Below are 12,630 nucleotides of genomic sequence, written 5' to 3' on the forward strand. Positions count from 1 at the left end.
CCGTCGGGGGGCGGCCCGGGCTCCGGGACCCCCGTGCAGGGAGCGGTGACTTTCGGGGGCTGGCTGCTCTCCCCGGGCGGGAACGACGCGGACGGCGACGGCTACAGCGAGTGCGACGGCGACTGCGACGACCAGGAGTCCAGCACCTGGCCGGGCGCGGCCGAAATCTGCCTCGACGGCATCGACAACGACTGCGACGGTGTCGTGGACAAGGGCGAGGTCACTCCCAACGGCGTGGCCGACCTCTCCGTCAGCCGCAACCCGACCGGCGTGACCCTGTCCTGGCAGGCCGTCGCCGACGCCACCTCCTACGACGTGGTCCGCGGCAACCTGGCGGCCCTGGTCGCCGGCGGAGGCGACTTCACCGGCTCCACCGACGCCTGTCTCGCCAACGATCTGGCCGCCCTGTCGGTGGACGACACCAACACCGAGTCCGTCAACCAGATCTGGTACCTCCACCGCGCCCGCAGCTGCGCCGGTGTCGGCACCTATTCCAGCGACCCCGCCGCCAACGAGAGCCGCAACACCGGCATCGAATCCAGTCCCAACGCCTGCCCCTGACGCGGCGCCATCACGTCGACAGGCAGTCCCCGCCCCCGGGTCGCGCTCCGCGCGACCCGGGCGGGACTCGCCGGGCACCGGGGATCCGCTCGATGCCTCGAGATCGTTCCACCGGAAAGCACACCATTCGAGCCGCGCGCATCGACCGCCTACAATACGCCGACGTGAGCGCTGCCGACTCCCATGACCCCGCCGCGAAGGTGCGCTGGCTGCCGATGTTCGCGGTGGCCGGGGGCCATTTCGTCCACGATGTCTACTTCGCCTTCTTCGCGCCCCTGTTGCCCCTGCTCCGCGAGCGCCTGGCCCTCAGCTACGCGGATGCGGGCTGGCTGGCGGCGCTGATCCAGCTTCCCGCCCTGGCCAACCCCTTGCTGGGCTACCTCGCCGACCGGGGCGGGGGCCGCTGGCTGATGGTGGCCGCGCCGTCCGTGGCCGCGGCGTCGATGAGCCTGATCGGGCTCGCGCCGAGCCGACTCGCCCTCGGGGGCCTGCTGCTGATCGCCGGTGTCGGATCGGCCTTCTGGCACGTCCCCGCTCCCGTGCGCCTGGCCCGGGAGGCCGGGGGGCGCAAGGGAACGGCCATGTCCCTGTTCATGGTGGCCGGCGAGGGAGCACGTACGGTGGGGCCCCTGCTGGCCCTGGCCGTGGTGGGCCTGGCGGGCCCCGCCGGGCTGACCGCGCTGATGCCCTTCGGGCTGCTGACCTCCGCCCTGCTGGCCTTCGTCACCCGGGACCGCAGGGGTCTCCACCGCCGCGCCGCGACGGCCGCCGCGGCGGCACCCGCCGAGTCGTGGCGTCCCCTGGCACGGCTGTTCGCGGCGGTGAGCCTGGTGATCGGAGGCCGGGCTTTCCTGGTCGGCTCCCTGGCCACCTACCTCCCCTCCTACGTGGTGGAGCGGGGCGGATCGCTCTGGCTTGGCGGCGCGGCCCTGGCGATTCTCCAGGGCGCCGGCGCGGTGGGCGCCCTGTCGAGCGGTACCCTCAGCGACCGCATCGGCCGGCGGCGCATCCTCTTCGCCGTCGCCCTGGCCTCTCCACTGGCCCTGTTCGGCCTGGCCCGCAGCGGGCCGGGGCTGATGGTGCCCCTGCTGGTGCTGCTCGGCTTGCTCACCTTCTCCACCAATCCGCCCCTGCTGGCCCTGGTCCAGGAGTCGGCGGGCTCCCGGCCGGCGGTGGCCAACGGGATCTTCATGACCCTGGGCTTCACCCTGCGCTCCGCGGCCCTGGTCTTGGTCGGCCGGCTCGGCGACACCCTGGGGCTGGTACGCGCCTTCGAGATCGCGGCCTTCGCCGCCCTGCTGGCGGTGGCCGGCGTGCTGGCACTGCCACGCCCGACCGACGGAGGCGTCCCCCGATGAGCCGCCGGCGCCCCTTCGAACAACACCGGGAACTGGCCCGTACCGTGGCCGGGGCCCTCACCACCGTCCCCCTCGAAGGTCAGACATGGCTGGTGGTGGATGACGAGGGAGACCAGCTCGGCCCGGCCCTCGAGGCCGCCGGTGCCCGGGTCCGGCGCTGGTGGCGCTGGGCCTTCGGGGGCCTTCCGGCCCGCCCCTGGCCCCCGGCGGGCCGCTGGCAGGGAGTGGTCCTGCGCCTGCCCCGGGACAGAAGCGTGCTGGACATGCAACTCCACCTTCTCTGCCCGACCCTCGAGGCCGGCGGGCGCCTGGTGGCCTGGGGGGCCAACGACGAGGGAGCCCGCAGCGCCGGCGGCGTGCTCGAAGCCTTCTTCGACCAGGTGCGCCCGGTCGCCTCCCGGGCCCACGGGCGCGTTTTCGAGGCGCGGCGTCCCCGACCCGCCGAACATCCCGGCCCCGGCGCGCCCTGGCGACGGCGGCAACCCGTGGCCCTGCCCCTCGGTGGCGAGCGGAAGGTGACCCTGGACTTTGTCTCCTACCCCGGCGTCTTCGCCGGAGGAGGCCTCGACGAGGGCACCGCCCTGCTCTGCTCCGTGCTGGGAGACCTGCGCCTCGCAGGAAACGTGCTGGACTTCGCCTGCGGGGCCGGGATGATCGCCGCAGCGGTGCGCCGTCTCTGCCCTGCCGCCACCATCACCGGCCTCGAGGTGGACGCCCTGGCCCTCGAGGCGGCGGCGCTGAACGTGCCCGACGCGGAATGGCTGCTCTCCGACGGCTGGCGGGCCCTGCCTTCCCAGCGGCGCTTCGACCAGATCCTGAGCAATCCACCGGTGCACCGCGGGCGGGAGGAGGACCACTCCATCCTCCTGCACCTGCTCACCCGCTCCCGCCGGTACCTGCACGGGGGGGGCAGGCTGACCCTGGTGGTGCAGGGCAGGCTCGGAGCCCTGGTCCGCCGCACCCTGCCCCGGGCCCGACGCCTGGCTGCCACGGCTCGCTACCAGGTCTGGCAGGCCTGAGGCCCCCCCGGCCGGGCAGCCAGGAACAACATTGTTCGCTCCACGGTGGGGGGGGTCAGGGGCAGGTGGCCGCCAGGTCCTGGGGCCACTCGCAGCCGCCAGCGGTGGTCATCTCAGGGCGCTGATTGCCCGCACTGTCGGTGCCGTAGGACCCCTCGGCGCCCCCCGCGTTGCCCACCACCACGTAGAACACCGAACCGCTGCCCGGCGCGAAGGTGGTCTGACCGCTGACGCCCACCGCGCACTTCACCGCGCTCCAGGCATAGGTCGACACCTGGGCCAGATCGCCCCAGTAGAGGTTGTGATCGCTCGCCTCGCAGGCCGGCCCGTATTGGACCTGCACCTCGCCCAGCGACTCGTCCCAGCCGGTACTCAGCAGAGCTGTCCCGTCCCGGGGACTGGCCTCACCGGGAACCGCCGCCGTCGTACTGATGGGAACGCTCGACAGGGCCTCGCCCACCGTCACCGGCGCCGAGCGGCCGTAACTGTCCCACAGGGCCCGCATCTTCTCGCCCCGGTTGGGGCGGGGATCGGGCCGGGTGGGATCGCAGCCGGTGTCGAAGGGATCGCAGGTGGAACGGTTTTCCGTCTCCAGAAACTCCACGTACTCGTCGGTGGTGGTCTGGTACATCAGCCGCGAGCGCACCAGCAGGTCGCCGCTCGAGCCGGTGGGCACGGCGATGGTGTAGGGGGTCTCGTCCCAGTGGGCCAGGGCGCCGGGGATGTCCGGATTGGGCGGGTAGGTCACCCCCACTGGCGCCGTCTCGTCGCTGGGGGTGAAACCCTTGGGCGGGATACGGTTGTCGCTGACCACGCAGTTGTTGAGTACGAAGTGGAACATCTTGCGCCCGGTGGCGTCGTCCACCAGATCGCACTGCCCCGTGCCGTTGAAGTTCCAGACCCCCACCTCGATCTCGTAGACCTTGAGCTGGGGATCGTCGGCCAGCGCGCCGGTGGTCGGGTCCCAGGCTCCCGATTCGAAGGTGATCTCCGTGGCGTCCAGGGTGCCGTCGCCGTCGGTGTCGGGACCGGCCTGCACATGCAGGAACAGTCGTCGCCCCTCCGGGTAGCCGGTGGGCAGCTTGTGCCCGCTTCGGTTGGTGACGGTAACCGTGGCCGTGATGTCACCGCCAGCCGGAGCACTGGCCGGGGTGGCCAGGGCCACGTCCGCGGTTTCCTGCTGCAACAGCTCGAGGGCCTGTTCCCGGGCAGCGGCGTAGGAGGCCGAGCGGCCGAGAGCCGCGCCGTACTCCCCGTCGAGCACTTCGATCATCCAACTCCCGCCGCCACGGAAGAAATGGGTGAATACAGGTCCCTCGGCGGCGGTGTTCTCGCCCCGCAGGGACGGTTTCTGGGAGCAGGCCCAAGCCGGATCCGTGGTGCCGTCGCCGTCCACATCCGCGGGAGGCATGTGGCAACGCTGGCAGCTCGTGAAATCGGCGCTGGAGGGCCGACCGAACTCGCTCTGCCGCCACTCGTCGAAGGTCCGCTCGATGGGCATCCGGTAGCCCAGGTCCGCGCCCGTGTTCGGATCGACCCGATTGCGAGCCGGATTGGTCACGTTGTGGCACTGGCCGCAGAAAGCGCCTCCGCGGTGCAGCTCGGACAGGGCCGCGGTGTGCCGCGGCGGAGGCGCCGCGTCGGAGTACGGCCCGCGCATCTCCCGACGATCGGTGGTCAGGAAGACCTGGCCGTTCTCGGTGTAAGGCGCCTGGGGATCGAGGAACTCCCCCGGAGGGGGCTGGGAAGCATCGTACTGGCGATGACAGAAGTGACACTGGATACCCTCGAAGTCGTTGTCGGGGGTGTCCCGGGTACCCTCCAGGCACGAGCCGTCGAACTCCGCGCCCCAGGGGGTGGTGCAGTGGGAACGCCCCTCCAGCCAACCCTTGGGAGCGTGGCAACGCAGGCAAAGGTCCCCGATCCCCAGGTCGCCGAGGTGATCCACGTCGTCTTGGTTGGCCACGTCGAGGGCGGCCCAGAACAGCGGATCGCGCCCGGCGTTGGCCATCAGCGAACCGGCCCAGCTATCGGAGGGCTCGTAAATCTTCTGTCCCGCGTCCCGGTAGCCCCCGTGACAGTTCGAGCAGGTGCCCGGGTTGTCCAGAATGCCGGGATCGACACCATCCCGAAACGGCGGATAGTCGGGATGCCCGCTGCCGTCCGAGGGCTGGGTGCCGGGGAGATCCACCCCCGTCCCGTCCGTGCCGGCCCCGACGGCCACCGCTGCCATCACCAGCAGCAGCAGCACTCCCCCTCCGCGTCCAACCACACCCGTCCTGCGCTTCATGTCCCGCCTTCACCATCCCTCGATTTCAACGATGCATCGAACCGCGACCGCCGCCGCCCATACCACCGCCACGGGGGCCCCCACCGTGCCCCCCGCCGCCGGGCATCCGGCGGCACCCTCCACCCTGCCACATGCCTCCCGACGACCAGAGCGGAGCGTCGTGCAGGGTTCGCAACACCATCATCGTGCCGCGGTTGATCACCATCACCTTCTGTGCACGCACCGCCTCGGCCTCGGCGCCGGAGAAGACGCGGGCTCGCAGGACGTCGCCCGTCTCTACCGTGAAACCGGCCTGCTCGAGCAAGGCCGGCGGGGCAAGCAACACGTCGAGCTTCTCTCCGCCGCCACGCAATTCCAGGGTGGCGACCAGCACCTCGATCCCACCTTCCGCGGCAGCCGTGTGCACCGCCACGACCGTGCCCTGCACCTTGCGCATCCCCTTGTTCCGGCGCGCCTGCACGCCTCCCACCGCGGTCAGCAAGACCAGCCCTGCAAGCAGCCAGCGGGAAGCACGGATCACCGGTAGAGCCCCTTGTTCCACGACGGAGGGTTGAGCCCCCAGGCCAGTCCCACGATCACGCTCAGATCCTGGGCGCCGTCACCCAACCCCCTGAGCACCGCCGCCCGCCATCGCCGACGGCCGGTGGTCTCGACCCCCAAGCCCAGCGCGGCGTAGTCCGCCGCACCGGCCACCACCGCCTGCCGACCCTCGAGCCAGGCGCTGACAGTCAGGCGGCCGCCGGCGACAGGATCGGTCTCCACACCGATCCAGCCGTCATAGATGTTCTCCAGATCGACCCAGGCGGGATCCCCGAGCCGGGAATAGCCCACACCGGCGAAACCCGTGGCGGACCAGAATCGATAGGCGCCGCCGGCGAAGATCCGCAGGTCCCACTCCCCGGTACCCAGGCCCCTGGTCTCGTCCGCCGTGGGAACTTTGAGTTCCACCCCGCCATCGACACGAAAGAGACGGACGCCGCCCCCGACGAGACGGCGGGAGAGGGCGACCCGAAGATCGCCCACACCGCTCTCCCAATAATTGTCGGTCGTCACCGTCGCCGCCGCGGGGAGGGTCGCCCCCATCGGCGAATGGCCGCTCCCCCCCATGTGCGACCCGGAACGATGCCCTTGGCCCAGGGGCATGGTGCCAAAACCGGTCTGCAGCACTTCCGTCGAGGTCTGCATCCGGATCACCGACCATTCAACCCTTATCTGAAAGAGGTCACCCCAGACGTAGCGCGTGGTGAAAACCTGGCTGTCGGCATCGATGCCGGTGCCGTAATCACCGGAATTCCACGTACCATAGAAGGAAAGTTCACCCTCCGCAGCCCGGGCCATCGGCGCCCCCGCCCCGAGCAGGACCGTCGCCAGCGCCAGAAGCCCCCACCAGGTGTGCCGCCGAACCATCATCGTCAGTCTCTCCACTGTCGCCACGGGGCGAAGCCAACCCCCTGGAAAGCAAGTTCCATGCCGCACATGGCGGGCATTTACGGGCCAAAGGGAGCTAGTTTGACCTCATCCCCGACATTTTCGTCGAAAAGCCGGGCCGGCGAGTCGACCATTTGGTCGAGGAGTGGGCCGGCCCCTCCTTCGTCCTACTCCCGCGCCTCGCGAAACTTGCCGAGTTTGTAACGCAGAGCCCGCTCCGAGATCCCCAGCAGGGCGGCCGCCCGCGATTGATTGCCCTCCGTTTCCGCCAGGGCCTGCTCGATGGCCCGGCGCTCGAGGGCCGCCACACGCTCGGGAAGGGTAAGGCCCTCCTCCCCGCCCGCGACGCTCGAGGCCGGGGCCGCCGCCACGGCCGGGGGCAAATCGGCGGTGGTGATCTGAGAGCCGCGGGCCAGCACCAGCGCCCGCTGCACGATGTTTTCCAGCTCTCGCACGTTACCGGGAAAGTCGTAACGCACCAGGGCGCTCATGGCCTCCCGGGAAAAGCGCTTGGGAGGCCCTTCGGCCGCTCCGTAGCGCTCGAGGAAGTGCTCCACCAGCAGGGGGATGTCCGCCCGGCGGCAACGCAAGGGCGGCAGATCGATGGTGACCACCGCCAGCCGGTAGTAGAAATCTTCCCGGAACTTCCCCTCCCGTACGGCCCGGACCACGTCGCTGTTGGTCGCCGCGATCAGTCGCACGTCCACCGGCAGGGGGCGGGAAGAGCCCACCCGCTCGATCTCCTTCTGCTGCAGGACCCGCAGGAGCTTGACCTGGATCTCCGGCGCCAGTTCTCCCACCTCGTCGAGGAAGAGGGTGCCTCCCGCGGCGGCTTCGAAGCGCCCGATACGCTGCCGTTCGGCGCCGGTGAAGGCTCCCTTCTCATGACCGAAGAGTTCGCTCTCGAGCAGGGTCGGCGAGAGAGCCGCACCGTTGACCGCGACGAAGGGTCCGTCGGCCCGCGCACTGGCCTGGTGGATCGCCCGGGCGACCACTTCCTTGCCGGTACCCGATTCACCGAGAATCAGCACCGGCACTTCCGAGCGGGCCACCCGGGCGACGGTGGATAGGACTTCGGCCATGGGTCCGCCGGCCGTGATGATGCCGGGGATCGACTCGATTTCGCCCAAGCGCTGCCGCAACTGGCGGTTCTCCCGCTGGAGCTGCACCTCCTCGAGCCGTCGCCGCATGACGATTTCCAGCTCATCGAGATCCACGGGTTTGAGCAGGTAATCGGCAGCCCCCTCCTTCAGGCAAGCCACCGCCTGCTCCACCGTGCCGTACGCCGTGACCAGGATCACCCCGATGCCGGGATCGAGGGCCCGCACCCGGCGCAAGAGTTCCCGGCCATCGATCCCCGGCATACGCTGATCGGTGAGCAGCAGGTCGAACGACCCCGCCTCCAACGCTTCGAGCGCCTGCTCACCGCCGGCGGCCTCCACCACCTCGGCTCCCATGTCCCGCAGGCATCCGGCCAGCAGCTCCCGCTGGGAGGGATCGTCGTCGACCACCAGAATGCGCGCCTCCAGGCTCATGCCTTCTCCTCTTGGTTCCCCGCGGGAAGCCGCAGCCAGGCCCGGGTCCCCCCCCCTTCTCGAGGCTCGAGCCCGCAACTCCCATCGTGCTCGTCCATCACCCGCCGCACCAGGGAAAGGCCCAGCCCACTGCCGTCGGCCCGCGTGGTGACGAAGGCATCGAAGAGCCGCTCCCGGTCCGCAGGGTCGATGCCCCTCCCGCGGTCGAGGACTTCCATCACCACTGCGTCCCGCTCCCGGAACACCCGTGTTTCGATCTGCGAACCGGCGGGGCTGGCCTCCAGTGCGTTGAGCAGCAGGTTGACCAGGGCCCGCCGCATGGCCCCCGCGTCCGCCTCGACCACCGCCGTCCCCTCCGGCTCGGCCAGTTTCACGCCCTTGGCGGTGGCCTGGGGTTCGAGAAGCTCCACCACCCCACGGGCGAGCCGGGCCAGGTCGAGCTTTTCCCGGTCGCGACCCACGGGCCGGGCCAGTTCGAGAAACTCGCGCAACACCCGGTCGAGCCGTGCCACTTCCGCGCGAATCCGTGCGGCAAAGGCGGCGCATTCGCCCTCGCCCGCCGGCGGGCGACGCTCGATGCGCTGGGCCGCCAGAGAAATCGCGTTGAGCGGCGAGCGCACCTCGTGGGCCAGCCCCGCGGTCAGGGCGCCGGCAGCGGCCAGGCGCTCGGAGCGGCGCCTGGCCAGTTCGGCTTCCGCCAGGCGACGGGCGGCGTCCGCCCGCTCGAGGGCGCGCGCCCGGCTGACGTAGACCAGGCCGGCGGTGGCCAGGGCGAACATCACCAGGGCCAGGGCCACCAGGATCGTTCGGCGGGCGGCGGCGGCCGCCGCCTCCTGCACCCGCCGACCGTCGAGGCCCACCCTGAGGCGGCCCCGCTCACCCGCGATCAGGTCCAGGGGAGCGTCGACCTCGAAAACCTCTCGCCCCCGCACCAACCGCAGCCCCTGGCCCCCGGGCAGGGGCTGCGGCGGGATCGGCCCGCCGTCCCAGGCGACCCCGGCCACCAGCGGCCGCGGCCCCGCCACCCGGTACTCGAGGTAGAGCACGCCGGGCTCGGCGACCAGTTCGGCCAGCAGGCGACCGACCCCCAGGCGTCGGACCAGCGTCCGGGCCGACTCGCCGTGCACCCGTACGAAGACGATCCCGCCCCGATCGGCGGCCGCCGCTCCCAGATGTTCGTTCCCCGGCCCCACGGCGGCGCCGAAGATCATCTCGTCCACCTCACCGGCCAGCAGCGGGGCCATCGCCTGGAGGTCCTCTTCTTCGATCGGGGTCCCCGCCACGGCCAGGGGCCTTCCATCGATGCCGATCCAGGCAGCGCTGTCCAGACCTGCCGCCTCCACCTGCTCGGCCAGCACCGCAGCATCCAGGGCCCGACTCGCCGCCAGCCTGGAGAGCAACCGGGCGTTGTCCAGCATCCGTGCGAAGATCTGCTGGTCCACCTCCCGCATCGCCGCGTCCGCCGCCTCGAGGCCGGGCCCCAGGCTTCTGGCCAGCAAGGCGGCCTGGCCGGCCAGGGCCTGCCCTACCTCCTGCCGCTGGCGCCGGGCCTCCACCAGGGCCCAACCCACCAGCACCACCGCCGCGGCGAACAGGATGAAGACGGAAAGGAAAGGACGGGGCCTGCGCATCGGCCCCATCCTACCCTTCCGCGGTTGCAGATACCCGCCGGGAATCAGCGCCGCGGGCATGAACCGGCGGCGCCACCGCGGCCCGCGCCCATACCGGCACCCGAACCGGCCCCCATGCCGCCATGGGAGCCCGCGCCGCCCTGGTGGGGCCCGCTGCCCACCGGTCCCGTTCCGTCATGTACGCCCTGGCCCATGCCGCCGGAACCACACGAGGCGGGATCCTGGGCACAGTTCCCGGGGCTGTGGGCGCCGGTGGCTCCCGCCACGCCCCCGGTCGATCCCATCGCACCCGATCCCTCGCCGAAGCGGAGGGTCTGTCCGGTGCGCCGCACCTGCAGGGTCCGGGCCTCGAGGGCGGTACCCTGGCCATCCATAGCGCGCACCTGGGCGCGGACACGGTCACCGACCCTCACCTGCTGCCCCAGGCTGCCGGCCGGCACAGTCACTTCCAGGCGCTGGCGATCGCGGGTCTGGAGCATGATGCGATCCATCGTGCCGGTCTCACTGCCCGCCGTCTCGATGCCGTGGCGGATCTGGATCACCCGCCCTTCCACCCGCCGGGTCTCACCGGTGGCCTGGGCCCAGACCGGACCGACCCCGGCGGCGGCCAGCGCGAGCACCAACAAGGTCGGCAGGAGGCGCCGCGACTTCCTCTTCGAACGATCCTGCGTTTCGTTTCTCATGGCTTGCTCTCCATCGCTGCCCTCGCGCACCGCCGGGCGAGGGAGCGGCTAGCTGCGGGTCCCCTGGCAGTGCACCCCTCCGGAGAGCATCTTCCGTGCCAACTCGCAGAGCAGAAGCGACGATGGCGCCAAGCGGCCGTCTTCAGGCGGGTTGCGCAGAGCATGAACACCCGGGCCGGCGCGTTCTCCGCGCCGCCTTCGACCTTCGCGTCGAAGGGAGGTCGGCGCCACCGGCAAAGTCCGTCGAGGCGGCGGCTACTCGGGCCAGCTCTTGCCCGACAGCCGCGCGATCTCTCCCATCACCCGGGCATGCCACTGGCGCACCTCCGCCGCCTTCGCCCGGGGCCCCTCGATCGGCGGCGGCGACAGGGGAGCGCCGAAGTGCACCTCGAGCGGCTGGAGGTCACCGATGGGTCCGTCCCCCTCGTGGCGGGGGAAGCGAAGGCCCACGGGAATCACGCTGGCCCCACTTTCGAGGGAAAGGCGCGCCGCCGAAGGGCTTCCACGCAGCAGCCGGGTAGGATGGCGATTGATCGTTCCCTCGGGGAAGATCCCCACCGAGCGCCCCTCGGCGAGCACCTTCATCGCCCGCTCCATGGCGCTGCCCGGCTGGGCGAGCCATGGCTTGAGGCGGTTGAAAACGCGCAACTTGGCATCCTTGCGCATGACGATGATCGCCTGGCTGCGCCGGTAGTAGGAACCGACGACAGGAATGATGTAGAAGATCCAGTCGGTCAGGAAGTGGATCATCCGGCCGCTGCGATGGTGGATCATCAGCAAGGGCAACAACAGGGCCTCCACCCGCTGATTGTGGTTGAGCACCACGATGAAGGGGTCGTTGTCCGGATGAATGTGCTCGAGGCCCTGGACGTCGAGCAGGCGGGAGTGGAAGCAGGCCAGAAAAAAGCGGCAGAGAAAACGATCGAAGCGCCGGGCGATGCCGGGCAGAGGCTTGCCCCAGATGCGGCGCTGGTCGAGGCCCTGCCACCGCGCGCCGGTATCTTTTCCCGAGATCGGCTCGGCGCGTGGGTCGTTCATGCCGCTCCCTCCACCGACCGCTCACTCACTCGCTGCGCCGGCGGCTCATTCTAGCAGCCCGCGGCGAGCCGCAACTGCCGCAGGAGCACCTCGAGCAGCCAGAAGCGCGGGCGCCGTACCTGCCAGTAGCCCCCGTGGCCGCCGTAGTCGGGGTGCAGGAATTCGACGCACTCCCGTGCTCGCCGGTGGCAACCCGGAAAAATCCGGTAGGGGATGAAGGGATCGTCCTTGGCCGAGAGCACCAGCGCCGGCCGCCGCACGCCGTCGATCACCCGGCCGGCACTGGCCCGAGTGTAGTACTCCTCGACGTCGGCGAAGCCTCCCGACGGCGCGGTGAACACTTCGTCGAAGTGCCGCAGGCTGCGCACCGTGCGCGGTGATGCCTCGGGACCCGGAACGGTCATGTAGCGCCGGGACAGCCGCACCAGCCGACACAGGCGGCGGACGAAGTAGCGCCGGTAGAGCGCGTTGCCCGGAGCGTCCACCGCATCCACGCAGGCTCCCACGTCGACCGGCGGGTTGGCGGCCACGATCCGGTCCGCCAGGCAGTCCCCGCCGCTGCGCCCGGCATAGCTCAGCGCCAACGCCCCGCCGAGGGAAAAGCCGACGATGACGAAGGGCCGGGGCAGTCCCTCCCGCTCCAGCCGCGCCAGGCAGTGCCCAAGATCACCGCCCTGGCTCGCGTTGTGGAGACTGCGCGCCCGGGCCTCGGTGCCGCCGCAGCCCCGCAGATCGAGGCGCGCCGCATTCCACCGCTCGAGCACCGCCGAACGAGCCAGCCGCAACAGGTACGAAGCGTCCGACGAGCCTCCCATGCCATGGACCAGCAACACCGTCCCCCGGGCGCGGGCCCCCGGTCCCGCCACTTTGAGCCGAACCTCGGTGCCCTCCTCCACCTGGACCCAGATCTGCTGCTCGGAACCCGGCATGGCCGGCGCGGGCGCCTTGACGCCGATGATGGTCTGCAAGTGGGGATTGCGCGCCCACCAGGACGGCTCGAGGAGGGGAAGCTGTGCTGTGGGACGGTCGGCGGACCAGGCGGTGGCGGACATGCTCAGAAAATCCTTCGTTTTTGACCAAAGGCAAG

The 12,630-nt window shown here is 70.9% G+C and carries 11 protein-coding genes; 3 read left to right on the top strand and 8 right to left on the bottom strand.

Features of this window, described 5'->3' with window-relative positions:
- The 3 genes from Q9Q40_11925 to Q9Q40_11935 form a co-directional block, all read left to right on the top strand.
- The coding region (locus tag Q9Q40_11925; GenBank protein MDQ7007930.1) for a putative metal-binding motif-containing protein at positions 1-561 on the top strand (561 nt) is incomplete at its 5' end.
- A gap of 92 nt (positions 562-653) precedes the next feature.
- Positions 654-1,919, top strand: a complete 1,266-nt coding sequence (locus tag Q9Q40_11930) for an MFS transporter (GenBank protein ID MDQ7007931.1) — start codon at positions 654-656, stop codon at positions 1,917-1,919.
- A complete protein-coding gene (locus Q9Q40_11935; GenBank protein MDQ7007932.1) occupies positions 1,916-2,938 on the top strand; it encodes a methyltransferase in 1,023 nt (340 codons plus the stop codon). The genes Q9Q40_11930 and Q9Q40_11935 overlap by 4 nt, the downstream gene beginning before the upstream one ends.
- 55 nt (positions 2,939-2,993) lie before the next feature.
- Here Q9Q40_11935 and Q9Q40_11940 read toward each other — a convergent pair whose 3' ends face one another.
- The 8 genes from Q9Q40_11940 to Q9Q40_11975 all read right to left on the bottom strand — a co-directional run bounded on the left by Q9Q40_11940 (position 2,994) and on the right by Q9Q40_11975 (position 12,595).
- Positions 2,994-5,228 (bottom strand): hypothetical protein, encoded by a 2,235-nt coding sequence (locus Q9Q40_11940; GenBank protein MDQ7007933.1) that lies wholly within the window; start codon positions 5,226-5,228, stop codon positions 2,994-2,996.
- A 25-nt stretch (positions 5,229-5,253) separates the two neighbouring features.
- Positions 5,254-5,748, bottom strand: a complete 495-nt coding sequence (locus Q9Q40_11945; protein ID MDQ7007934.1) for a hypothetical protein — start codon at positions 5,746-5,748, stop codon at positions 5,254-5,256.
- Positions 5,745-6,638 carry a hypothetical protein gene (locus tag Q9Q40_11950; GenBank protein ID MDQ7007935.1) on the bottom strand — a complete coding sequence of 298 codons (894 nt, stop codon included), beginning with the start codon at positions 6,636-6,638 and terminating at the stop codon, positions 5,745-5,747. The genes Q9Q40_11945 and Q9Q40_11950 overlap by 4 nt, the downstream gene beginning before the upstream one ends.
- Before the next feature lie 185 nt (positions 6,639-6,823).
- Positions 6,824-8,191, bottom strand: coding sequence for a sigma-54 dependent transcriptional regulator (locus tag Q9Q40_11955; GenBank protein ID MDQ7007936.1), 1,368 nt, complete (start codon positions 8,189-8,191; stop codon positions 6,824-6,826).
- Positions 8,188-9,822 carry a HAMP domain-containing sensor histidine kinase gene (locus Q9Q40_11960; GenBank protein ID MDQ7007937.1) on the bottom strand — a complete coding sequence of 545 codons (1,635 nt, stop codon included), beginning with the start codon at positions 9,820-9,822 and terminating at the stop codon, positions 8,188-8,190. Before Q9Q40_11960 ends, Q9Q40_11955 begins: the two co-directional genes overlap by 4 nt.
- A 44-nt stretch (positions 9,823-9,866) precedes the next feature.
- Positions 9,867-10,505: a hypothetical protein gene (locus tag Q9Q40_11965; protein ID MDQ7007938.1), complete on the bottom strand. Its 639-nt coding sequence runs from the start codon at positions 10,503-10,505 to the stop codon at positions 9,867-9,869.
- Positions 10,506-10,760: 255 nt separating this feature from the next.
- Positions 10,761-11,543, bottom strand: coding sequence for a lysophospholipid acyltransferase family protein (locus tag Q9Q40_11970; GenBank protein ID MDQ7007939.1), 783 nt, complete (start codon positions 11,541-11,543; stop codon positions 10,761-10,763).
- A gap of 50 nt (positions 11,544-11,593) precedes the next feature.
- Positions 11,594-12,595: an alpha/beta fold hydrolase gene (locus tag Q9Q40_11975; protein MDQ7007940.1), complete on the bottom strand. Its 1,002-nt coding sequence runs from the start codon at positions 12,593-12,595 to the stop codon at positions 11,594-11,596.
- Positions 12,596-12,630 lie beyond the last annotated feature (35 nt).

The organism is Acidobacteriota bacterium (assembly GCA_030949985.1).
Classification (GTDB): domain Bacteria; phylum Acidobacteriota; class Polarisedimenticolia; order J045; family J045; genus JALTMS01.